Origin of the sequence: Pseudomonas sp. NFACC51 (assembly GCF_900103575.1) — a bacterium.
In the GTDB taxonomy this organism is placed as follows: Bacteria; Pseudomonadota; Gammaproteobacteria; order Pseudomonadales; family Pseudomonadaceae; genus Aquipseudomonas; species Aquipseudomonas fluorescens_Q.
Genome location: NZ_FMXH01000018.1, coordinates 105,724 through 128,980 on the forward strand (window position 1 = coordinate 105,724; position 23,257 = coordinate 128,980).

Consider the following 23,257-nt stretch of genomic DNA (forward strand, 5'->3'; position numbering starts at 1 on the left):
GCCTGGTTCGCTGCGCCAAAGTCTTTGGGGCTGCTGCGCAGCCCAGCGGGAGCAAGCTCCCTCGCCACAGTTGTGTGTTCACAGCTTTGGTGCTGGCGGTGTCATGAGGTTTAGCATTAAAAAGTCCGCGTTGCCAATGAAGAGGTCTGCCCGACGCTGACCAATCCGAATAGCCCACCATCAATCACGCCGTACAAAACCCCGTGGCGAGGGAGCTTGCTCCCTCGCCACAGTTGTGTGTTCACAGCTTTGGTGTTGGCGGTGTAATGAGGTTCAGCATTGAAAAGTCCGTGTTGCCAATGAAGAGGTCCGCCCGACGCCGACCAATCCGAATAGCCCACCATCAATCACGCCGTACAAAACCCCGTGGCGAGGGAGCTTGCTCCCGCTGGACTGCGCAGCAGTCCTGAAACCGGCTGGTGTGATTTGCCTGGTTCGCCGCGCCAAAGTCTTTGGGGCTGCTGCGCAGCCCAGCGGGAGCAAGCTCCCTCGCCACAGGTTGTCGGCGGGCAGGCTTATAGCGTGGTACCTGCCGGTGCCGCATCCAATCTTCGGGCAATCACATCCATCACGTCGCACCCATCCCGCAGTGGGATGCAGCATAGTTGTGCGAGGTCCTGAAGGGTTGCGGGATCGATGGTCAATTCATCACGCATCGCCAGGTTCTCCAGGAATTGTGTGGCGGCACGGATTCGGTAGGCGGCTGAGTCGAGCAGGATGTGTAGCGGGGCGGTGGTATCGACGTAGAGAGGCTGGTCGTCGGCGTTGCTGGTAAGGCCCGTGTATTGATTCATAAGTAAGCTCCACTGGATAGTTTTGCCCACTGCGGGTCGCCAAACCCGGCCACCATTTGGGCGACTCGAAGACTATAGTCGCCGCCGCAAAAAATACGCAAGGGATTGATAGCGAAGGAGATTCCCAATCATATGTAGGACGTTGCCATCGTCGTAAGCATCTGAGCTGTACGTCTTACAACCCTGTAGTCTCGTTACCTACATCAAGCTCATTCCCTCCGATGTGTAAGACATTTCTGTAGCCTAACCTTCAATTTCCGCCCTTCATCCCCCATTTGCCCCCCGACGCCTCCCACAATCCAATCGCGCATTCCCATCCGGCGCGGGATAATACGGCCCTGCTTGGGGTCATAAGCGTTTCCCCCTCGTTGGTATTGGCGTCTCAGAAGGATCGAACGCAATGACAGATTGGCTTCAGAGCTCTGGAGAAATGGCTGAACGGGTTCGGCGCCATCCTTGGGGGGACACGCCGCTCGGGCCGCCTTCGCAGTGGCCTGATGTACTGAAGACCACCGTGGCCCTGAGCCTTGCCTCGCATTTTCCCCAGGCCATCGTGTGGGGGCCGGACCTGATCACGTTGTACAACGACGCGTTCCTGCCGATCCTCGGCAGCAAGCCCGAGGCGCTGGGGCGGCGGTTCGATGAGGTGTGGCGGGAGGTCTGGAGCGATATCGGGCCGATCGTGCGCGCGGCCTTCGATGGGCAAGCGACCTTTATAGAGAACTTCCCCCTGGTCATCGAGCGCGGCGGCGGTCCAGAGCAGGCTTATTTCACGTTCTGCTACAGCCCCATCCGTGACCAGTTCGGCAAGGTCGTGGGCATGCTGGATACGGTTACCGAGACCACTTCCACGGTGTTCATGACCCAGCGGCTGGCGGTGCTCGATGCCATTGGCAATGCCGTCGCGAATGCCACCGACCCGCAGAGCATCATGGCAGCCACCACACGGATCCTGGCGGCGCACCTGAACCTGTCCAATTGTGCTTACGCAGACATGGATGAGGACGAAGACGGCTTCACCATTCGTGGTGATTGGGCCAGGGTGGGTTCGCCCCATATCCTTGGGCATTATCGACTGGCTGATTTTGGCCGACTGGCGGTCACTAACCTGCGGGCCGGCAAGCCGCTGGTGATCAACGATAACCTCAAGGAACTGGCGCCGGAGGAAGCGGCGACGTTCCAGGCCATTGGCATCGCGGCCACCATCTGCGTGCCGTTGATCAAGGGCGGCCGATTGACCGCGTTGATGGCGATCCACGATAAAACGCCGCGGGTCTGGTCATCCAACGACCTGGCGCTGCTGATGGAAGTCACCGAGCGATCCTGGGCCCACATCGAGCGCGCCCGTGCCGACGCTGCCGTGCGTGAAGGCCTGGCGGCCCTGGCCGAATTGAATGCGACGCTGGAAGAACGCGTCGAGGAGCGCACCACGCGCTTGAAACAGACCGAAGCGGCGCTGCGCCAATCGCAAAAGCTCGAAGCCATCGGCCAGCTTACCGGCGGCGTGGCCCATGACTTCAACAACCTGCTGACCATCATTCGCTCTTCGGTCGACTTCCTGCGCAAACCCAGCCTGTCCGAGGAGCGTCGGCAACGCTACATGACGGCGGTGTCCGAAACCGTGGAGCGCGCCTCCAAGTTGACCAGCCAGTTGCTCGCGTTTGCCAGGCGCCAGCCGTTGAAGCCGCAAGTCATCGATGTGGGCAAGCAAGTACAGAGCCTGGGGGACATGCTGCAAACCGTCACCGGGGCGCGGATCCAGGTCCACGTCGAGTTGTGCGATCGGCCCTGTTACATCCGGGCGGATCTGAGCCAGTTCGAGACCGCGCTGATCAACATAGCCCTCAATGCCCGGGATGCCATGAATGGCCAGGGCACGTTGTGGCTTCGGCTCAGTTGCGGCGGTGGCATGCCGCCGATCCGTGGTCATGCCGGGGCCGGGCAATCCTTTGCTGCCATTGCCCTGGCGGACACGGGTACCGGCATTGACTCGCCAGTGCTCGAGCACATCTTCGAACCCTTCTTCACTACCAAGGAGGTGGGCAAGGGCACGGGGCTGGGCTTGTCCCAGGTGTTTGGCTTTGCCAAGCAATCCGGTGGCAACGTCGATGTCTCGACCGTGGTGGGTGAGGGCACGGTGTTCACCTTGTACCTGCCGGAAGTAGCGCCCGAAAAAAGCCATGAGCCTGTCCGGGAAGAACACACGCATCTGCTGCCGGAAAAGGGCAAGCGTCGGGTGTTGATCGTGGAAGACAACCTGGAGGTGGGGCGTTTTGCCAACCAGATCCTTCAGGACCTGGGCTACGAGACCGCCTGGGCGACCAACGCCGAAGAAGCGCTGGAAATGGTCGGCCCGGATGCGATGGCATTCGACGCGATATTTTCTGACGTAATGATGCCGGGGATCAGCGGCATTGCCCTGGCCAGGGAACTGCGCCAGCGGCGCCCGGATTTGCCGGTGGTGCTGACTTCTGGTTACAGCGAAGAGTTGGCCCACAGCGGCCATGAGGGCTTTGAATTCTTGTCCAAACCCTATTCGGCCGATCAGGTTTCCCGGGTTTTAAACAGGACGATACTGGGGGCTGAATGAGTGTTTCCTTATTGAAACAGTGAGTTCCATTCGTCGGCCAAGGGCTTTGTTGAATCAACAGTCTGTTGATGACCGACTAGTCTCATTGTCGTGAAGGTCGATATTTTCAGGCAATCGGTTGTTGCCGGTATGGGCCTCGATGAAAGGGGAAAGGCAATGGGAGCACCGTACAGCGAGGAGAACACTGCCGCGTATCCGATCAATGAAGGGTTGCAGTGTGGCCAGTCGGCCTATCATGCAGACTTCGGTGACGAGCCGATCAAGTCCATCAGGACAAAGGTGGCCAAAGTGCAGCGAGGGGAGAAGGCCAAGTTCTTGCCCAGGGTCCCGGTCAGAAAGTGACGGCGGATCATGGTAGGGGAGCTTGCTCCCGCCGGGCTGCATAGCAGCCCTTTTTTTTGACAGTTTTTACCCTCCTGGGTGGGAACGTCGCCAGGGACGCTCCGCGTTCCGCTTCTGGGGTCACTACGCAGATATTTTTCATCTTTTCTCAACGGGCGATTTCTTTCACGTTTCTTTCACAAGCAAGTACGTACTCTCAGCTCATCCGTTAGAAAGCAGTACCTGCCCGTTTCCCCAGCGGGCTTTTTTTTGCCTGTCATAAAATAAACCGCCGTTTCGTTGTCCAACCGTCATGGCTGACGCTGTCTGGCGTAAACTCGCGCCCGCGCGCACCGGCCATTTCTCCCCGATGCGGCATTTTTGAGGTTTCTATCATGCGTTTGACTTTGTCCACCTTGGTACTGGGGTTGGTGGTTGCCCAGGGCGCGATGGCTGCCGGCGACGGTACCGCCGCGGTCGGCGGTGGTCTGGGCGGTGTATTGGGCAACGTGGTCGGCCAGCAGATGGGCGGCAGCACCGGCGCCGCGATTGGCGCGGGCGTTGGCGGCGCAGCCGGCAGTGCGGTGGGCGCTCGCAAGGGCAGCCGCACCGAAGCGGCCATTGGCGGTGGCTTGGGGTCGGCCGGTGGTTCGGTTGTCGGTAACCGCCTGGGCGGCTCCACCGGCTCCACCATCGGTGCAGGCATCGGCGGCGCGGCGGGCGGCGCGTTGGGTAGTAACCTGTCCAATGACAACGACCGTCATTCCAGTGGCAAGAAGTACAAGCACAAGAAAAAGCATCGTTAAGCGGATGCTTGGATGAAGAGACGTGGCCTTGTGCCGTGACGCTGTTCATCTGGAAAAAACGGCGCTTCTTTCAGAAATGGGAAGCGCCTTTTTTTTGGGCTTCTTTTGGTTGAAAGTGTACGGACCGGACACATGGTTGACGGGTGTGCGGGGACATGGTTGACACTTTCCAGCGAGCCGCCGTAACGGCGGAACCATAAGCGGCCGTTACCACAAAAACGGATATACACTCCAACCTGCCCCCCCCAAAAAAACGGCAAATCAAAATCTCCGGAACGATTGCCATCCCCCCGCTTCGAACACATACATCCATCAACAATTGCGAGGTGTACCATGACGCCGCAAACGCAAGGCCAGGAAGAACAAGACTCCTCGGGCACGCCTGTCGTCAATGACCCGGGCAATGAAGACCCCGGGTCCCTGATGGATGACGCTCAGGTTCCCTTGATCGAGGAGGATGAAACCCCGGAATACCCGCTGCCTTCGCCCACCAACTCCCTGAGTCGCGACCAACGTCCGCCCGATGACGATGCGGGCGTCGAGCAGGTACCCAGCGACGATGAGGATGTCGAAGCGACCCCGGATGACCCGGACATCGCCGGTGACGATGCCTCCGGCAAGCCGAGCTGATCGCGGGCCCGTCTGTCGATTCAGTGGCACCATCGTCCCGCCACGCGTGCCACACATCAGGTAAGGATCTTGAAAAGGAGACTCACCATGATGAAGTCCAACATGACAGCGCTGACACTCGCCGGGATTCTTTCGCTCAGTTCACTGGCTGCCTTGGCAGAATCTTCGGGCGGCACGCCCCCCGTGGACAAGGGCGGGATGCCACCTTCCTCAGAAATGGAGGCCGGCTCCAATTCCGGTGCCAACGGTAACGCCTTGCCCCCGGGCTCCGTGAGCGGCGGGAACGGCGGCGATGCCAACGGCAGCAGCACCAGCCCCGGTACGGGTAGCGGTTCGATGAGTGGAGGCAGCACGATGGGCGGTGCCGACGCCGGCGGTGGGACCAACGGAGGAACCGGTACCAGCGACAGCGGTGGCAGCTCGGGCGGCAGCAGCTCGGGGTCGGGCGGCTCCGGCAGCTCGGGACAATAACCATCCCTTCACACCCATCCGCTTTCTGTGGCGAGGGAGCTTGCTCCCGCTGGGTTGCGAAGCAGCCCCCACGATCCTACGGTTGCTGCGCACCCGAGCGGGAGCAAGCTCCCTCGCCACGAACCCCATCCATGGATTTCCCATTGCCGGTTCCAAGCCCCCTTCGTTATCCTGCTGAATCCTTTAAGGCGAACACGCTGCCCTGGCCGCACCTGAGCCATCCCTGGAATGTTGTGTTGATAACGGATCAGATGCGATGAATACACCGCTGAAAGAGTTTGGCCCGATCAAAGCTGTGATTTTCGACATGGATGGGCTGTTGCTGGACACCGAGGGGATCTACACCGAGGTCACGTCCATCATCGCCGAGCGCTACGGGCGCACGTTCGATTGGAGCGTCAAGCAGAACATCATCGGCCGCGGGGCCACGGACCTGGCCAATTACGTCGTCCAGGCGCTGGAGTTGCCGATCACCCCCGAAGAGTTCCTGGTCATCCGCGAGCCCTTGATGCGCGAGCGCTTTCCTCACGCCCTGGGGATGCCCGGTGCGGAGGAGCTGGTGCGGCATTTGAAAGCCCACAACGTTCCGATTGCGGTGGGCACCAGTTCGTCGAGCCCTACGTTCGCACTGAAAACCACCTTGCACCGGGACTGGTTCGCGCTGTTCGACTTCATCGTGACGGCGGACGACCCCGAGGTCGGCGCGGCGAAACCCGCGCCGGATATCTTCCTCACCGCTGCCCGGCGCCTGGGTGTCGATCCGCGCGATTGCCTGGTGTTCGAGGATTCGCCGTTCGGCGTAACCGCCGCGAAAGCCGCCGGCATGACCGCCATTGCCATTCCGGATTCGGCCATGGCGGATGAAAAATACGCCCACGCCGATGGGATCATCCGCTCCTTGAAAATGTTCCAGCCCAGCCTTTGCGGTCTGCCGGAGTTAGAGTGGGCCTGACAGCGAAGGGCTGCTGCGCAGCCCAACGGGAGCAAGCTCCCTCGCCACAATGATCGGCTCGGATCAGGCGCCGAAACCACCGTCGATAGTCAGGCTGGCACCGGTGATATAACCGGCTTCCGGCCCTGCCAGGTAGGCGACGAAGCTGGCGATTTCATCGACGTTGCCGTAGCGCCCGACAGCCATCAGCGACAGCAGGCTGGAGGCGAAGTCGCTGTCGGCCGGGTTCATGTCAGTGTCCACCGGGCCGGGCTGCACGTTGTTGACGGTGATGCCGCGTGGGCCGAGGTCACGGGCCAGGCCTTTGGTCAGGCCCACCAGCGCGGCTTTGCTCATGGCGTAAGGCCCGCCGCCAGCGAAGGGCATGCGGTCGGCGTTGGTGCTGCCGATGTTGATGACACGGCCACCTTCGCCCATGTGCCGCGCTGCCGCCTGGGTGGCGACAAACACGCTGCGCACGTTGACGGCCAGGGTCTGGTCGAAATCTTCGAGTTTGAATTCATCCAGTGGCCCCATGGCCAGCACACCCGCGTTATTGACCAGGATATCCAGCCGTCCAAAAGCTTCGACGGTGGCGGCGACGGCGTTACGAACGGCGTCGGCGTCGGCGCTGTCCGCCTTGATTGCCAAGGCCTTGCCGCCCGCTGCGATGATGCTGTTCTGCAGTTCTTCTGATTTTGCGCCAGAGCTGACGTAGGTGAAGGCCACGGCGGCGCCTTCCGCGGCAAGGCGTTTGACGATGGCGGCGCCGATGCCGCGAGAACCGCCCTGGATCAAGGCGACTTTACCGTTCAGTGCTTGGGTATTCATGATGTTCTCCAAAAAGTGCCGGGGCGAGGTGCCGCGGTGATGGAGCGAGTATCAAGAAGGTGCCGTGGGCTGTGTAGACCGCCATTGCTATAGTCTGTCTAAACCAAAAGTTTAGAGTGAGGCTCATGGAGACCTTCAACAGTATCGAATGCTTTGTGCGCAGCGCCGAAGTCGGCAGCTTTGCCGAGGCGGCGCGACGTCTGAGCGTGACCCCGGCCGCGGTGGGTAAAAGCGTCGCCAAGCTGGAGGCGCGAATGGGCGTACGCCTGTTTCAGCGCAGCACCCGCAGCCTGAGGCTGACCGAAGCCGGCCAGTTGTTTCTGAGGGAAGTCGGCAGCAGCTTCAACACCATCCAGAACGCCGTCGCCAACCTGGCCAGCGCCGGTGGGCAACCGACGGGAACGCTGAAGGTGAGCATGGGCACGGCGTTCGGTCGATTGTATGTCGTGCCGCTGCTGGGGGAATTTCTGCGACGTTATCCGGCGATCAACCCGGACTGGCATTTCGATAACCGCCAGGTAGACCTGATCGGCCAGGGGTTCGATGCCGCCATCGGCGGTGGTTTCGAGCTGCCCCAGGGCGTGGTGGCGCGCAAGTTGACGGTGGCTCATCGGGTGCTGGTTGCGTCAACCGACTACCTGCAAACCCATGCCGCGGTGACAGAACCGGAAGATTTGTCACAGCATCAAGGCATCCTGATTCGTTCACCACAAACCGGGCGCGTGCGTTCCTGGCAACTGACCAGCCGTAATCGGGAACACAGCCCGCTGACGCTCAAGACGCGCATGACCATGAGCGATTCGGAAGCCGATTGCGCGGCGGCCACCCAAGGGCTTGGCATCGGCCTGGTGAGCATGCCGATCGCCGTTCCCTTCCTGGAAAGCGGGGCACTGCAGCGGGTGCTGCCGGACTGGTACGTCGACGACGGCAACATCTCCATCTACTACGCCGAACACAAGCTGTTGCCAGGCAAGACCCGGGCGTTCGTGGATTTCATCATCGAGCAGTTTGCCGAGCAGGGGTTGGCGCGGCGGTTTAGTGCGGTTTGAGCGGGGCACCAGACCGACTCGGGACACTTCGGTCCAAGCCTGTGAACTCACCGCCCAAACCGCCCCGGCCAGCCAATGATGGTCTTGGGCCGAGGCGTCGCGTAGGTGCGCACTTTCGACGTCGACAACCCCAGCCGCACCAGCGATTCAGCAATGGTCACCGCCGCCGTCACGCCATCGACCACCGGCACGCCGGTGCGCTGGCGGATCTGCTCGTCGAGCCCGGCCATGCCGCCGCAGCCCAGGCAGATCACTTCGGCCTTGTCCTGGCTCACTGCCAGTTCCGCCTGTTGCACGATGGCATCAATCGCCCGTTGCGGGTCCTGCTCAAGCTCCAGCACCGCCAAACCACTGGCCCGTACCGAGGCGCAGCGGTCGAACAGGCCGGACAGCTTGAGCCGGTCTTCGATCAGCGGCACGGTGCGGTCCAGGGTGGTGACCACCGAATAAGCGTGGCCGAGGAACATGGCGGTACTGGCGCCGGCATCGGTGATGTCCACCACGGGCACGTTCAGCAGTTCTTGCAGACCTTCGCGGCCATGCTCGCCGTAGCCGGCCTGGATCACCGCGTCGAACGGCTCGTCGTAGGACATCACCCGGTCCATCACCGCAATGGCCGCCAGGTAACTTTCAAAATTGCCCTCGATGGAATCGGCACCGAAATGCGGCGTGAGCCCGACGATTTCGGTGCCCGGCGCGGCCACGGCCTGGGCCTGGCGGGCGATGGCCTGGGTGATGGATTCGGTGGTGTTGACGTTGACCACGAGAATTCGCATGAACTGTCCTCCTTGATGCATGAAAGTAAGCGACCCGTACCGGCCGGGCCGTTTGAGGGATCAATGATGAACGTTATCCACCGCGATGGATTCACCGCTGACGTCCTCGTAATACGGTTGGCGCTTGGCAATGATCAGGTACAGCAGCCCTGCAATCGAAGCGCCAATCAGCCAGGAAAATGGCGAAACGCTGTCAAAACCAGGCACCCACGCCAGGATAATCGCGATCAGCGCCGCCGGAATGAACGCCGCCATCGCGCGAAGGTTGACCCCGTTGCTGTAGAAATACGCCCCGTTTGCTCCTCGCTGTACAGTTGCGGCACGTTGATGCGGCCAGGCTTGCGGATCTAAAGTGTGTATATGTTCTATGCAGGCTGTATACAAAATACATTTCAAATCAAGCCAGATCCATGCCGCTTACGGATCTGTTCGAAGAAGCGCTAATTTCGTTTCGTTATGATCTTTGAATAACTAACTGAAATACCGATATTTAAAATTGACCGTTTAAACAGGTATTTATTTTTTGGCGAACGTCAGTGGGAGTTGGAACGGCTGGCGAGGCGGGAAGGTGTGTGTAACTTTTGGGGGCGGGAACGTAAATCGGTGCACACAAAAATGCCACATGTAGTGGCATTTTTGTGTGCAGAGGACGGCGGACGCTTAGACGGTCTTGGATTTGGCGATGATGTTCCCGGCGTGCAGCCCGCATTCTTTCTGCGTGGCTTCTTCCCACCACCAACGGCCTTCGCGCTCGTGCTGGTTTGGCAGCACCGGGCGGGTGCAGGGTTCGCAGCCGATGCTGATGAAGCCGCGTTCATGCAGGCTGTTGTAAGGCAGCTCGAGCATGCGGATGTAGCCCCAGACTTCTTCGCTGGTCATCTGCGACAGGGGGTTGAACTTGTACAGGGTGCGCTCCGGGGTGGAAAACGCCGTGTCGATTTCCAACACCGCCACCTGGCTGCGGGTGCCGGGGCTCTGGTCACGGCGCTGGCCGGTGGCCCAGGCGCGGACATCGGTCAGTTTGCGTCGCAGGGGCTCGATCTTGCGGATGCCGCAGCACTCGCCGTGACCGTCCTTGTAGAAGCTGAACAGGCCTTTTTCCTTCACGAAGGGTTCAAGTTTCGTGTAGTCCGGCGAAACCAGCTCGATGTCGATCTTGTAGTGCTCGCGTACCTGATCGATGAAACGATAAGTTTCCGGGTGCAGGCGACCGGTGTCGAGGCTGAACACCTTGACGTTCTTGTTCAGTTTCCAGGCCATGTCCACCAGCACCACGTCTTCGGCGCCACTGAACGATATCCACAGGTCGTCGCCGAACTCGGCGAAGGCCAGCTTGAGGATGTCCTGGGGGGACTTGTTGGCATAGGTCGTGGCGAGTTCCACGACGTCGAACGATGGGCTCATCAGGGCGGTTTCCTACAGGTCGGTGGCGCTGGGCGCTCTATATGGGGCTGATGGTAACAAAAGCTGTCGGGGCTGGCGCGCTCCTGTGCGTTGCGCAGGCTTCGACGAATGGCTAGAGTCGGCAGGCCTTTTGTTCGCTCAATCGATAAACATCAGAAAAAATGGGAGTGTCTTGTGGAAATTGCCTGTCTCGACCTGGAAGGTGTGCTGGTCCCGGAGATCTGGATCGCCTTCGCTGAAAAAACCGGGATTGACTCCCTCAGGGCAACCACTCGGGACATTCCCGACTACGACGTGCTGATGAAGCAACGGTTGCGCATCCTCGATGAACACGGCCTCAAGCTTTCCGACATCCAGGAAGTCATTGCCACCCTCCAGCCGCTGGACGGCGCCATCGAATTCGTCGACTGGCTGCGCGAGCGCTTCCAGGTGGTGATTCTGTCCGACACGTTCTATGAGTTTTCCCAGCCGTTGATGCGCCAGTTGGGCTTCCCGACATTGCTCTGCCATCGCTTGATTACCGATGACAGCGGGCGGGTGACCGGCTACCAGTTGCGTCAGAAAGATCCCAAGCGCCAGTCGGTCCTGGCTTTCAAGAGCCTGTACTACCGGGTGATTGCGGCGGGGGATTCCTACAACGACACCACGATGCTGGGCGAAGCCGATGCAGGGATTCTGTTCCATGCGCCTGAGAACGTGATCCGTGAATTCCCGCAATTCCCGGCGGTGCACACGTTTGCCGAGTTGAAGCAGGAATTCCTCAAGGCCTCGAACCGCAATCTCAGCTTGTAAACCAGAGCGTGTTGTTGATCGTTCCCACGCTCCGCGTGGGAATGCATCTAGTGACGCTCTGCGTCACAAGCGGACGCAGAGCGTCCAAGGGGCGGCATTCCCACGCGGAGCGTGGGAACGATCAGTGAGGCCTAGGAGTTGTTCAGAGATTCTGCAAGGTTTCCAGCAGCACTTTCACCTTGGTAATCGACTCCTGATACTCCGCCTGCCAATCCGAATCCGCGACAATCCCGCCGCCGCCCCAGCAGCACACCTGTCCATCCTTGACCAGCAAACTGCGGATGGCGATGGAGCTGTCCATTTCCCCGCGCACGTCCAGGTACAGCAACGAGCCGCAATACAGGCCGCGTCGGGTCGGTTCGAGTTCGTCGATGATTTGCATGGCACGGATTTTTGGCGCGCCGGTGATCGAGCCGCCGGGGAAGCTGCCGGCGATCAGGTCCAAGGCGTCCTTATCCACAGCCAGTTCGCCGGTCACGCTGCTGACCAGGTGATGCACATTCGGGTAGCTTTCCAGGCTGAACAGCTCCGGCACCCGCACCGAGCCGATGCGGCAGGTGCGGCCCAGGTCGTTGCGCAGCAGGTCGACAATCATCAGGTTTTCCGCCCGGTCCTTGGGGCTGGCCAGCAGCTCGGCGGCGTGGGCCGCGTCTTCGCTGGGGGTTGTGCCGCGGGGCCGGGTGCCCTTGATCGGCCGGGTTTCCACCTGGCCTTCGCTGACCTTGACGAAGCGTTCGGGGGACAGGCTCAGCACGGCGCCGCCATCGGGCAGGCTCTGGAAGCCGGAAAATGGTGTTGGGCACGCCGCCCGCAGCGCTTGGTAAGCGGCCCAAGCGTCGCCCTGGCAGGGCGCGCGAAAGCGTTGGGCAAAGTTGACCTGATAGCAGTCGCCGGCCTGGATATACGCCTGGATGCGTTCGAACGCCTGTCGATAGGCTTCGGCGCTGAGGTCGGGGGTCATCGGTCCTTCGAGGCTGAAGACGCCAACCGATGCCGCAGTCGGTTGGCTGAACAGCGCGATCAGGCGCTGGCGTTCGTCTTCGCCACAATGAGGGTGGAAGACCAATTGGCTGGTGCCGGCCTGGTGATCGCTGACCAGCGCCCAGTCGTACACGCCAAAACGCGCGTCGGGCAGTTGCAGGTCGTCCTTGGCGTGGGAAGGCAAGGTTTCGAGGTGTCGGCCAAAGTCATAGCTCAAGTAGCCGATCACGCCGCCAGCAAAGGGCAATTGCACTGTGGTCGGTAGTTCCGCGTCACCTAGCTGCGTCAGCTGAATGCGCAGGCGTTGCAGGAAATCGCTACCGCTCTCGTCGGGCAACACGGCCAGTTGTTCCAGCGGCCAGGCACTGAGCAAGTCGTAACGCCCGCGTTCCGCACTCGGCCGGCCACTGTCGAGCAGCACGCTACCGGGGGCATGACGGATCGCCGCGAAGTACTCGGCGGGGTTGGCGTGGTAGGGCAGCGGGTATACGGAGCAGGTTGGCATGGGCGGGGCGGATCAGCCGTTCAGGCGGGGGAGCGATTGTAATCCCCTGTAGGATTTGCTCCTAGGGGGATGTCGGAGATGAGCACGTCAGTGGCTGTCGAAAATATTCGGGTGTGAACACCTTGTGGCGAGGGAGCTTGCTCCCGCTGGGTTGCGCAGCAACCCCCAGGCAGTTGAACGCGGTCAGCCTGATGCACCGTGGTGCCGGGTTTGGGGGCGCTTCGCACCCCAGCGGGAGCAAGCTCCCTCGCCACAGGGGCAAACTTCAAACCTCAGTTTCAGCCCTCAGCCTTCAACCGGCGGAATATGCCCAAACAACGCCTGGGCAAACGCTACGCGCTCTTCCACGGTTTCGGTAACGCCGCGGGCCTTGAGTTCTTCCAGGTGGGCTTCCACTGCGTGGGTGCGCAAGGTCAGGCCGCAGTCGTTGGCGATCTGGATGTTCAGGCCTGGCCGGGCGTTCAGTTCCAGGATCAACGGGCCTTTTTCCTGGTCCAGCACCATGTCGACGCCGATGTAGCCCAGCCCGCACAGTTCATAGCAACCGGCGGCCAGTTTCATGAAACCGTCCCAGTAGGGCAGTTGCACGCCGTCCACCGCGTTGGTGGTGTCGGGGTGTTTGGTGATGATGTTGTTCAGCCAGGTGCCGCGCAGGGTCAGGCCCGTGGCGAGGTCGACGCCCACACCGATGGCGCCCTGGTGCAGGTTGGCCTTGCCGCCGGACTGCCGGGTTGGCAGCCGGAGCATGGCCATCACCGGATAGCCCATCAGCACGATGATGCGGATGTCCGGCACGCCTTCGTAGCTGATGCTCTTGAAGATCTGGTCCGGCGTCACGCGGTACTCGATCAACGCCCGGTCACGGTGCCCGCCCAAGGAATACAGGCCGGTGAGGATGCTGGAGACATGGTGCTCGATTTCCTCATGGCTGATGATCTTGCCGGACACCGTGCGGTAACGGCCTTCGAAGCGGTCGGCGATGACGATGATGCCGTCGCCGCCAGCGCCCTGGGCCGGCTTGATCACGAAGTCGGTGCGCCCGCCGATGATCTCGTCGAGCTTGTCGATTTCCTTTTCGGTGGAGATCACCCCGTACAGCTCCGGCACATGAATGCCGGCGGCAATGGCCCGTTCCTTGGTGATGATCTTGTCATCGACGATGGGGTACAGGCTGCGCTTGTTGTACTTGAGCACGTAATCGGCGTTACGCCGGTTGATGCCCATGATGCCCCGGGCTTCCAGGGCCTTCCAGGTCTTCCAGAAGCCGAACATCAGGAGTCTGCCTTGAGGAAGGCCTTGAACCGCACCAGCTCGGTCAGGCGGTAGCCGCGATAACGTCCCATGGCCAGCATGAAGCCCACCAGGATCAGCAGGATCGCCGGGAAGGTGAACACGAAGTACACCAGTTCCGGCACGCTCATGATCAGGTGCGCCAGGGACGCGGCGAACAAGGTGCCGATGGCGACTTTCATCGCGTGGCCGGCGCCGCGCTCTTCCCAGGTGATGGACAGGCGCTCGATGGTCATGGTCAGGATCACCATCGGGAACAACGCTACCGACAAGCCGCGCTCCAGGCCCAGCTTATGGCTGAGCAGGCTGATGGCGGCGATCAGCACCACCACGAACGTCAGCACCACCGAGAGCCTTGGCAGCATCTGCAGCTTGAGGTGCTCCAGGTACGAACGCAGCGACAGGCCCAGCGTGGTGATCACCGTAAACAGAATGATGCCGAAGCCCAACTGGGTTTCACGGAAGGCCAGGGCGATCAGCACCGGGGTGAAGGTCCCCAGGGTCTGCAGGCCGATCAGGTTGCGCAGGATCAGGATCACCAGCACGCCGATCGGGATCATCACCATGATCATGAAGGTTTGCTGGGTCTGCAGCGGCAGGCCGTAGAGCGAATATTCGAGGAAGTTGGCGTCGGTGTTCTCGTCCGTCAGCTTGGCCAGGCGAATGGCGTTCATTTCGCTGTTGTTCATGCTGAAGGTGACGGTGGCTTTCTTGCCGCCATCGACGGTGATCAGGTTTTCATCGCCGGTCCACCACAGCAGGCGGTCGGTGGGCAGGCCCTGTTCGCCGGTGTCCGGGTTGAAATACAGCCAGTCGGTGCCGTTGAAGCTGCGCAGCCACAGTTCAGGTGTCTGCGGCTGCTCGGCCACCAGGCGAATGGTGTGGACCTTTTCCACCGGCACGTGGGCGATGGACAGCACCAGTTCGACGATGCGCGCCTTGTTGGCCGAGGACGGGTCGCCGGCCAGCAACAGCTTGACGTTGTCGTCGTTGAGGTTGTTGACCCGCTTGATCGCTTCGCTGATGAACGTCTCGACGTCGGCCGAATGCTGGCGGATCGGCGCGAGCAGGGCTTCGGCGGCCAGTTTCTCCGGGCCTTCGACGGCGATGCTGTCGCGGAAGGTCGGGCCCTTGACCTTGGTTTTCTCGGCACTGTAGCGCTTGGTCAGCACCAGGCGGTAATACAGGGTCTGGTTGCCCTTGGCCCGACGGGCCGACCACGTCACCTTGCGGTTACCGTCGACCCGGTTCACCGCCACCCCGTAATTGTTGGAGATGAAGCTTTCGTTGAGGCTGACGTAGTCGCGGCTCAGGGGCGGCACGAACATCTGGATCTTCACCGGATCCTTGGCGTTGGGCACGAACTCGACCTTGGCGTCGATGTTCCACAAGTCGTCGGTGGCGTCTTCGGTGACCGGGATGCCGAGCACGAAAATCTGATAGGCCGTCACCGACAGGCCCAGCACCACCAGGATGGCGATCAGCATTTTCAGATGGAGGGTAAGGGAGCGCATTGGAATTACTCTGCGGTTTGAGCGGCATTGGCGCAGGCGGGTTTGCCGGCAGCGTATTTAAGACTGGGGTCGACCAGCGCATCGAAGCGCTTGAGCGCCTCGGAACCGATCAGCAACGGGTATTGGAAGGCGCTGCGGTCGGTCAGGTTCACTTCGATGCTGCGCAGGGCCGAGCCCATGCAGATGTCCAGTTCGATGACCGGCCGGGCCGTGTATTTCTTGCCTTCGTCCGGGTCGTAGTCACCGGCGCGGCGCTTGATCTTGCTGACCCGGGCCAGCGGACGTTCGATGGGGTGCGAGTGGGCCGCGTCGATGGCCAGGTAAAACCGCACCCAGGATTCGCCATTGCGTTTGAAGCGCTTGATGTCCCGGGCGCTGAGAGAGGCGGTCTTGGCGCCGGTGTCGAGCTTGGCGGCGACTTCCAGGTCGATGCCCTGCAGGGCGGCGTATTCGTTGAGGCCGTACACGGTTTTTTCACCCGCCACGGCAAGCCCCGGCAGGCACATGAAATAAAGAGCAGCGGTGAAGGGCTTGAGTGTCATAGATCCTGGTGCGCAGCGTTCCGTTTATCGGTTCAGGCCCTGGCATTACTGCACAAGCTCCCTGGGCAGCCTTCCCTATAAAAGGAGAGCGGCAAATCGCGCGGCATTCTAGCACGGTGGTTTTCTGACGCCACCGCTGGCCGGACGCTACGACGCATTCAAACGAGCGGTTATGGCGGGTGAGCTTATTAGACGATTGTCGACAATATTGATTTTTGCTTTGACGTTAACGCCGCTATTGGTTAGTTTTTGCCATATTGATTTGCAAGGTGTCGACAATATGCTCGATCAGCTCGAAACCCCGGTGGTGGCCCAAGACGATTCGGAGACGCTTTCCGAGAACGTCTTCCGACGTATCCAGGCCGCCATCGTCAAAGGTGAGATCGCCCCCGGCAGCAAGATCTCCGAGCCCGAGCTGGCGCGCACCTACGGCATCAGCCGCGGGCCGCTGCGCGAGGCTATTCATCGCCTGGAAGGCCAGCGCCTGCTGGTGCGGGTGCCTCACGTCGGTGCCCGGGTGGTGTCGCTGAGCCATGCCGAGCTGCTGGAACTCTACGAAATCCGCGAGTCCCTCGAAGGTATGGCCTGCCGCCTGGCGGCCGAGCGCATGACCCTGGAAGAAATCGACGAGCTGCGCCGGGTGCTGGAAACCCACGAGCGCGATGCGGCGTTCCAGGCCGGTGTCGGTTATTACCAGCAGGAAGGCGATTTCGACTTCCATTACCGGATCATCCAGGGCAGCGGCAATCGCACCCTGACGCAAATGCTTTGCGGCGAGCTGTACCAACTGGTGCGCATGTACCGCATCCAGTTTTCCACCACGCCCAACCGTCCGCGCCAGGCCTTTGCCGAGCACCATCGGATTCTGGACGCCATCGTCGATCGCGACGGCGAACTGGCTGAATTACTGATGCGCCGGCACATCGGCGCTTCCAAACGCAACATCGCGCGTCATTTCCAGGACAGCGCCACTGAACGAGGTGAGTCATGAGCAACAGCACTCCAGGCCAGCGTTTTCGCGATGCGGTCGCCAATGAGCATCCGCTGCAAGTGGTGGGCACCATCAACGCCAACCACGCGCTGCTGGCCAAACGCGCCGGTTTCAAGGCGATCTACCTGTCCGGCGGCGGCGTGGCGGCCGGCTCCCTCGGCGTGCCGGACTTAGGCATCACTGGCCTGGATGACGTGCTGACCGACGTACGGCGTATCACCGACGTGTGCGACCTGCCGCTGCTGGTGGACGTGGACACCGGCTTCGGTTCCTCGGCATTCAACGTGGCGCGTACGGTCAAGTCGATGATCAAGTTCGGCGCCGCGGCGATTCATATCGAAGACCAGGTCGGCGCCAAGCGTTGCGGCCATCGTCCGAACAAGGAAATCGTCTCCCAGCAAGAGATGGTCGACCGCATCAAGGCCGCCGTCGATGCCCGTACCGATGACAGTTTCGTGATCATGGCCCGTACCGATGCCTTGGCGGTGGAAGGCTTGGAGTCGGCCCTGGACCGCGCCGCCGCGTGCATCGAGGCCGGTGCCGACATGATTTTCCCCGAAGCCATCACCGAGCTTGAGATGTACAAGCTGTTCGCCAGCCGCGTGAAAGCGCCGATCCTGGCCAACATCACTGAATTCGGCGCGACCCCGCTGTACACCACCGAACAGCTGGCCGGTGCCGACGTGTCCCTGGTGCTGTACCCGCTGTCGGCCTTCCGGGCCATGAACAAGGCGGCCGAGAACGTCTACACCGCGATCCGCCGCGACGGCACGCAACAGAATGTCATCGACACCATGCAGACCCGCATGGAGCTTTACGATCGCATCGACTACCACACCTTCGAGCAGAAGCTCGATGCGTTGTTCGCGGCGAAGAAGTAAGGCGCGACTCCCCCACAATTTCAAGAAAATGGAGACAGCAAATGGCCGAAGCAAAAGTACTCAGTGGCGCCGGGCTCCGTGGCCAGGTGGCCGGGCAAACCGCATTGTCCACCGTGGGCCAATCGGGTGCCGGCCTGACCTATCGCGGCTACGATGTTCGCGACCTGGCGGCAGATGCGCAATTTGAAGAGGTGGCCTACCTGCTGCTGTACGGCGAACTGCCGACTCAGGCCCAGTTGGACGCCTACACCGCTAAACTGCGCCAGTTGCGCGATCTGCCACAAGCCTTGAAGGAAGTGCTGGAGCGCATTCCCGCCGACGCCCACCCGATGGACGTGATGCGCACCGGCTGCTCGTTCCTGGGCAACCTGGAACCCGAGCAGGATTTTTCCCAGCAACATGACAAGACCGATCGCCTGCTGGCCGCGTTCCCGGCGATCATGTGCTACTGGTATCGCTTCAGCCATCAAGGCCAGCGCATCGAATGCGTGACCGACGAGGTGTCCATCGGCGGCCACTTCCTGCATTTGCTGCACGGCAAGAAGCCGAGCGAGCTGCACGTCAAGGTGATGAATGTCTCGCTGATCCTCTACGCCGAGCACGAATTCAACGCCTCGACCTTCACCGCCCGGGTCTGCGCCTCCACGCTGTCGGACCTATTCTCCTGCATCACCGCCGCCATCGGTTCGCTGCGTGGCCCGTTGCATGGCGGTGCCAACGAAGCGGCGATGGAAATGATCGAGCGCTTCAGCTCACCGCAGGAGGCCATCGAAGGCACCCTCGGCATGCTCGCGCGCAAGGACAAGATCATGGGTTTCGGCCACGCGATCTATAAGGACAACGACCCGCGCAACGAGGTGATCAAGGGCTGGTCGAAAAAACTCGCCGATGAAGTGGGCGACACGGTGCTGTTCCCGGTGTCCGAAGCCATCGACAAGACCATGTGGGAGCAGAAGAAGCTGTTCCCCAACGCCGATTTCTACCATGCCTCGGCGTACCACTTCATGGGCATCCCGACCAAGCTGTTCACGCCGATCTTCGTCTGCTCGCGCCTGACCGGCTGGGCCGCCCACGTGTTCGAACAACGCGCCAACAACCGCATCATCCGACCGAGCGCCGAATACACCGGCGTCGAACAGCGCAAGTTCGTGCCAATCGAACAACGCTGAGCTGGAGGGTCCGCGCTATTACCATGATCGTTTCCACGCAGAGCGTGGGAACGATCATGGTCGTGGCAAGCGCCTTTCTGAAACCACCGTGACCGAGTCCTGACGATGAACACAGAATTTCGCAAACCGCTGCCCGGCACTTCGCTGGATTATTTCGACGTTCGCGAGGCGGTGGATGCCATCCGCCCCGGCGCCTACGACGGCCTGCCGTACACCTCCCGCGTGCTGGCGGAGAACCTGGTGCGTCGCTGCGACCCGGCCACGCTGCGCGAGTCGCTGCTGCAACTGATCGAGCGCAAGCGCGACCTGGACTTCCCGTGGTTCCCGGCGCGCGTGGTGTGCCACGACATCCTCGGCCAAACCGCGCTGGTGGACCTGGCCGGCCTGCGCGACGCCATCGCCTTGCAGGGCGGTGACCCGGCGCAGGTCAACCCGGTGGTACCGACCCAACTGATCGTCGACCACTCCCTGGCGGTGGAAAGTGGTGGTTCCGACCCGCAAGCCTTCGCCAAGAACCGCGCCATCGAAGACCGGCGCAACGAAGACCGCTTCCACTTCATCAACTGGACCAAGAAGGCCTTCAAGAACGTCGACGTGATTCCGCCGGGCAACGGGATCATGCACCAGATCAACCTGGAAAAAATGTCCCCGGTGATCCAGCAACGTGATGGCGTGGCGTTCCCCGACACCTGCGTCGGCACCGACAGCCACACCCCCCACGTCGATGCCCTGGGCGTGATTGCCATCGGCGTCGGTGGCCTGGAAGCCGAAAGCGTCATGCTCGGGCGCGCCTCGTGGATGCGCCTGCCGGAAATCATCGGCGTCGAGCTGACTGGCAAGCTGCAACCGGGTATCACCGCCACCGACATGGTGCTGGCGCTGACCGAATTCCTGCGCAAGCAAAAAGTCGTCGGTGCCTGGCTGGAGTTTTTCGGCGAAGGCGCCAGTGCCCTGACCTTGGGCGACCGCGCGACCATTTCCAACATGGCCCCGGAATACGGTGCGACGGCGGCGATGTTCTACATCGACCAACAAACCATCGATTACCTGAAGCTCACTGGCCGTGAAGACGACCAGGTGCGACTGGTCGAGACCTACGCCAAGCAGGCAGGCCTGTGGGCCGACAAGCTCAAGGGCGCGCAATACGAGCGTGGCCTGACCTTCGACCTGTCGTCGGTGGTGCGCAACATGGCCGGCCCGAGCAACCCCCACGCCCGCGTCGCGGTGTCGGACCTGGCCGCCAAAGGCATTTCCGGGCAGTGGGACGATGTGCCGGGGCAAATGCCCGACGGCGCGGTGATCATCGCCGCCATCACCAGCTGCACCAACACCAGCAACCCGCGCAACGTGATCGCCGCCGGCCTCTTGGCGCGCAACGCCAACAAACTCGGGCTGACCCGCAAGCCATGGGTCAAGTCGTCCCTGGCACCGGGTTCGAAAACCGTGGCGCTGTACCTGGATGAAGCGGGCCTGACCAAAGAGCTGGAGCAACTGGGCTTCGGCGTGGTGGCGTTCGCCTGCACCACCTGCAACGGCATGTCCGGCGCGCTGGACCCGGTGATCCAACAGGAAATCATCGACCGCGACCTGTACGCCACCGCCGTGTTGTCGGGCAACCGCAACTTCGACGGACGTATCCATCCGTACGCCAAGCAGGCATTCCTCGCCTCGCCACCGCTGGTGGTCGCGTATGCCATCGCCGGGACCATCCGCTTCGACATCGAAAAAGATGTGCTGGGCGTGGTGGACGGTCGCGAAATCCGCCTCAAGGACATCTGGCCGAGCGACGAAGAAGTCGATGCGGTGGTCAAGGCCTCGGTGAAACCGGAGCAGTTCCGCCAGGTGTACATCCCGATGTTCGCCATCCAGGAAGACACCGGGCCGAAAGTGACGCCGCTGTACGACTGGCGCCCACAAAGCACCTACATCCGTCGTCCGCCATATTGGGAAGGCGCGCTGGCCGGTGCGCGGCCGCTCAAGGGCATGCGCCCGCTGGCGGTGTTGCCGGACAACATCACCACCGATCACCTGTCGCCGTCCAACGCCATCATGCTGGACAGCGCCGCCGGTGAATACCTGGCGAAAATGGGCCTGCCGGAAGAGGACTTCAACTCCTACGCGACCCACCGCGGCGACCACCTGACCGCGCAACGCGCCACCTTCGCCAACCCGAAACTGTTCAACGAAATGGTCCAGGAAAACGGCAAGGTCAAGCAGGGCTCCCTGGCCCGGGTCGAGCCGGAAGGCAAGGTGATGCGCATGTGGGAAGCCATCGAGACCTACATGGAGCGCAAGCAGCCGCTGATCATCATTGCCGGCGCCGACTACGGCCAGGGCTCGTCCCGGGACTGGGCGGCCAAGGGCGTGCGCCTGGCCGGTGTCGAGGCGATCGCCGCCGAGGGTTTCGAGCGAATCCACCGCACCAACCTGGTGGGCATGGGCGTGTTGCCGCTGGAGTTCAAGCCCGGTACCGATCGCAAGACCCTGGGCATCGACGGCAGCGAGGTCTATGACGTGATCGGCGAGCGCACCCCGCGTGCGACGCTGACGTTGGTCATCACGCGCAAGAACGGCGAGCGCGTCGAAGTGCCGGTGACCTGCCGCCTCGATACCGCTGAAGAAGTGTCGATCTATGAAGCCGGGGGCGTGCTGCAACGCTTTGCCCAGGACTTCCTTGAATCGGCGGTTGCCGTCTAAATCACAACTGCGGACACCCGGAGTGTCCGCTTGAGGAGCATCATGGCTCACGCACCGCAAATCAGAATTCCCGCTACCTATATGCGTGGCGGCACCAGCAAAGGCGTGTTCTTCAGTCTGCAAGACCTGCCCGAAGCGGCCCGTGTCCCAGGCACCGCCCGGGATGCCCTGTTGCTGCGGGTAATCGGCAGCCCCGACCCGTACGAGAAGCAGATCGACGGCATGGGCGGCGCGACGTCCAGCACCAGCAAGACTGTGATCCTGTCCAAGAGCACCCGAGCCGACCACGACGTCGATTACCTGTTCGGCCAGGTGTCCATCGACAAGCCGTTCGTGGACTGGAGCGGCAATTGCGGCAACCTGTCGGCAGCGGTCGGTTCATTCGCTATCAGCAGTGGTTTGGTGGACGCTGGTCGCGTCCCACAGAACGGCGTGGCCGTGGTGCGGATCTGGCAGGCCAACATCGGCAAGACCATCATCGCCCATGTGCCGATCACGGACGGCGCGGTGCAGGAAACCGGGGACTTCGAACTCGACGGCGTGACCTTTCCGGCGGCCGAAGTGCAACTGGAATTCATGGACCCGGCGGCCGAGGAAGAGGGCGGTGGTGGCTCGATGTTTCCCACCGGCAATCTGGTGGACGACTTGGAAGTGCCCGGTGTTGGCACCTTCAAGGCGACGCTGATCAACGCGGGGATCCCGACGATTTTCATCAATGCCCGGGACGTCGGCTACATCGGCACCGAGTTGCAGGGCGCCATCAACGGCGATCCCAAGGCATTGGCCATGTTCGAAACCATTCGCGCTCATGGCGCTCTGCGCATGGGCTTGATCAAGCACCTGGACGAAGCCGCCCAGCGCCAGCACACACCGAAAGTGGCGTTCGTCGCGCCGCCGGCGGACTACGTTTCCTCCAGCGGAAAAGCCGTCGCGGCCGGGGACGTTGACCTATTGGTGCGGGCACTGTCCATGGGCAAGCTGCACCACGCCATGATGGGCACGGCGGCGGTTGCCATTGGCACGGCCGCTGCTATTTCCGGCACCGTGGTCAACCTCGCGGCCGGCGGCGTCGAGCGCAACGCGGTGCGTTTTGGCCACCCGTCCGGCACTCTTCGCGTCGGCGCCGAGGCCAGCCAGGTCAACGGCGAATGGACCGTAAAAAAAGCCATCATGAGCCGCAGCGCACGGGTGTTGATGGAAGGGTTTGTGCGGGTGCCGGGGGATGTCTTGAGCTGAGTCGAAAAAGCTGTGAGCGAGCTTGCTCGCGATGGCGGTGTGTCAGCCAACATCGA

21 protein-coding genes and 1 pseudogene are annotated in these 23,257 nt (G+C 61.6%); 13 read left to right on the forward strand and 9 right to left on the reverse strand.

Annotation, left to right across the window (positions count from 1 at the left end; all coding sequences use genetic code 11):
* Positions 1 to 515 precede the first annotated feature (515 nt).
* A complete protein-coding gene (locus BLT00_RS27185; RefSeq protein ID WP_092147372.1) occupies positions 516 to 794 on the reverse strand; it encodes a short-chain dehydrogenase in 279 nt (92 codons plus the stop codon).
* Positions 795 to 1,194: 400 nt separating this feature from the next.
* Between BLT00_RS27185 and BLT00_RS27190 the strand changes: the two genes are divergently transcribed.
* The 6 genes from BLT00_RS27190 (at position 1,195) to BLT00_RS27215 (ending at position 6,564) form a co-directional block, all read left to right on the forward strand.
* Complete coding sequence (locus BLT00_RS27190) at positions 1,195 to 3,384, forward strand: GAF domain-containing hybrid sensor histidine kinase/response regulator (RefSeq protein ID WP_092147375.1); 2,190 nt, start codon at positions 1,195 to 1,197, stop codon at positions 3,382 to 3,384.
* Positions 3,385 to 3,474: 90 nt separating this feature from the next.
* Entirely contained in the window at positions 3,475 to 3,726 is a 252-nt protein-coding gene (locus BLT00_RS27195; RefSeq protein WP_256572267.1) for a hypothetical protein, read from the forward strand.
* A 374-nt stretch (positions 3,727 to 4,100) separates the two neighbouring features.
* On the forward strand, positions 4,101 to 4,511 hold the full coding sequence (locus tag BLT00_RS27200; protein WP_092147378.1) for a glycine zipper domain-containing protein: 411 nt from the start codon (positions 4,101 to 4,103) through the stop codon (positions 4,509 to 4,511).
* Between the two features lie 423 nt (positions 4,512 to 4,934).
* Positions 4,935 to 5,141, forward strand: coding sequence for a hypothetical protein (locus BLT00_RS27205; protein ID WP_027911463.1), 207 nt, complete (start codon positions 4,935 to 4,937; stop codon positions 5,139 to 5,141).
* 87 nt (positions 5,142 to 5,228) lie between these two features.
* Complete coding sequence (locus BLT00_RS27210; protein WP_092147381.1) at positions 5,229 to 5,612, forward strand: hypothetical protein; 384 nt, start codon at positions 5,229 to 5,231, stop codon at positions 5,610 to 5,612.
* A 256-nt stretch (positions 5,613 to 5,868) separates the two neighbouring features.
* Positions 5,869 to 6,564, forward strand: a complete 696-nt coding sequence (locus BLT00_RS27215; protein WP_092147384.1) for an HAD-IA family hydrolase — start codon at positions 5,869 to 5,871, stop codon at positions 6,562 to 6,564.
* A 63-nt stretch (positions 6,565 to 6,627) separates the two neighbouring features.
* Here BLT00_RS27215 and BLT00_RS27220 read toward each other — a convergent pair whose 3' ends face one another.
* Entirely contained in the window at positions 6,628 to 7,374 is a 747-nt protein-coding gene (locus tag BLT00_RS27220; protein WP_092147387.1) for a 3-oxoacyl-ACP reductase family protein, read from the reverse strand.
* Positions 7,375 to 7,499: 125 nt separating this feature from the next.
* Between BLT00_RS27220 and BLT00_RS27225 the strand changes: the two genes are divergently transcribed.
* Positions 7,500 to 8,423: a LysR family transcriptional regulator gene (locus BLT00_RS27225; protein ID WP_092147390.1), complete on the forward strand. Its 924-nt coding sequence runs from the start codon at positions 7,500 to 7,502 to the stop codon at positions 8,421 to 8,423.
* Between the two features lie 47 nt (positions 8,424 to 8,470).
* Here BLT00_RS27225 and BLT00_RS27230 read toward each other — a convergent pair whose 3' ends face one another.
* The 3 genes and pseudogenes from BLT00_RS27230 to BLT00_RS27240 form a co-directional block, all read right to left on the reverse strand.
* A complete protein-coding gene (locus BLT00_RS27230; protein ID WP_092147393.1) occupies positions 8,471 to 9,199 on the reverse strand; it encodes an aspartate/glutamate racemase family protein in 729 nt (242 codons plus the stop codon).
* 60 nt (positions 9,200 to 9,259) lie between these two features.
* Positions 9,260 to 9,540, reverse strand: a pseudogene (locus BLT00_RS27235) (cytosine permease); the annotation flags it as partial.
* A gap of 319 nt (positions 9,541 to 9,859) precedes the next feature.
* Complete coding sequence (locus tag BLT00_RS27240; RefSeq protein ID WP_063325000.1) at positions 9,860 to 10,603, reverse strand: phosphoadenylyl-sulfate reductase; 744 nt, start codon at positions 10,601 to 10,603, stop codon at positions 9,860 to 9,862.
* 174 nt (positions 10,604 to 10,777) lie between these two features.
* On the opposite strand from BLT00_RS27240, the gene thrH reads away from it, so the two are divergent.
* Entirely contained in the window at positions 10,778 to 11,395 is a 618-nt protein-coding gene (gene thrH / locus BLT00_RS27245; RefSeq protein WP_092147396.1) for a bifunctional phosphoserine phosphatase/homoserine phosphotransferase ThrH, read from the forward strand.
* Positions 11,396 to 11,537: 142 nt separating this feature from the next.
* Here thrH and pabB read toward each other — a convergent pair whose 3' ends face one another.
* From pabB to BLT00_RS27270, 4 genes are all read right to left on the reverse strand, one after another.
* On the reverse strand, positions 11,538 to 12,881 hold the full coding sequence (gene pabB, locus BLT00_RS27250; protein ID WP_063325002.1) for an aminodeoxychorismate synthase component I: 1,344 nt from the start codon (positions 12,879 to 12,881) through the stop codon (positions 11,538 to 11,540).
* Between the two features lie 285 nt (positions 12,882 to 13,166).
* Positions 13,167 to 14,153 carry an alpha-L-glutamate ligase-like protein gene (locus tag BLT00_RS27260; protein ID WP_013693958.1) on the reverse strand — a complete coding sequence of 329 codons (987 nt, stop codon included), beginning with the start codon at positions 14,151 to 14,153 and terminating at the stop codon, positions 13,167 to 13,169.
* Positions 14,153 to 15,685, reverse strand: a complete 1,533-nt coding sequence (locus BLT00_RS27265) for an osmotic stress tolerance membrane protein RloB (RefSeq protein WP_092147402.1) — start codon at positions 15,683 to 15,685, stop codon at positions 14,153 to 14,155. The genes BLT00_RS27260 and BLT00_RS27265 overlap by 1 nt, the downstream gene beginning before the upstream one ends.
* 5 nt (positions 15,686 to 15,690) lie before the next feature.
* On the reverse strand, positions 15,691 to 16,227 hold the full coding sequence (locus BLT00_RS27270) for a retropepsin-like aspartic peptidase RloA (RefSeq protein WP_072348736.1): 537 nt from the start codon (positions 16,225 to 16,227) through the stop codon (positions 15,691 to 15,693).
* Positions 16,228 to 16,507: 280 nt separating this feature from the next.
* Here BLT00_RS27270 and BLT00_RS27275 point away from each other — a divergent pair, with 280 nt between their 5' ends.
* The 5 genes from BLT00_RS27275 (at position 16,508) to prpF (ending at position 23,201) form a co-directional block, all read left to right on the forward strand.
* Positions 16,508 to 17,218, forward strand: coding sequence for a GntR family transcriptional regulator (locus BLT00_RS27275; protein ID WP_092147405.1), 711 nt, complete (start codon positions 16,508 to 16,510; stop codon positions 17,216 to 17,218).
* The gene (prpB, locus tag BLT00_RS27280; RefSeq protein WP_047228278.1) at positions 17,215 to 18,099 is read left to right on the forward strand and encodes a methylisocitrate lyase; all 885 of its coding nucleotides are present in this window, start codon (positions 17,215 to 17,217) and stop codon (positions 18,097 to 18,099) included. The genes BLT00_RS27275 and prpB overlap by 4 nt, the downstream gene beginning before the upstream one ends.
* A 41-nt stretch (positions 18,100 to 18,140) precedes the next feature.
* Positions 18,141 to 19,268 (forward strand): bifunctional 2-methylcitrate synthase/citrate synthase, encoded by a 1,128-nt coding sequence (prpC, locus tag BLT00_RS27285; protein WP_092147410.1) that lies wholly within the window; start codon positions 18,141 to 18,143, stop codon positions 19,266 to 19,268.
* Between the two features lie 105 nt (positions 19,269 to 19,373).
* The gene (acnD, locus tag BLT00_RS27290; RefSeq protein ID WP_092147413.1) at positions 19,374 to 21,965 is read left to right on the forward strand and encodes a Fe/S-dependent 2-methylisocitrate dehydratase AcnD; all 2,592 of its coding nucleotides are present in this window, start codon (positions 19,374 to 19,376) and stop codon (positions 21,963 to 21,965) included.
* A 42-nt stretch (positions 21,966 to 22,007) separates the two neighbouring features.
* Complete coding sequence (gene prpF / locus BLT00_RS27295) at positions 22,008 to 23,201, forward strand: 2-methylaconitate cis-trans isomerase PrpF (protein WP_092147416.1); 1,194 nt, start codon at positions 22,008 to 22,010, stop codon at positions 23,199 to 23,201.
* Positions 23,202 to 23,257: the final 56 nt, after the last annotated feature.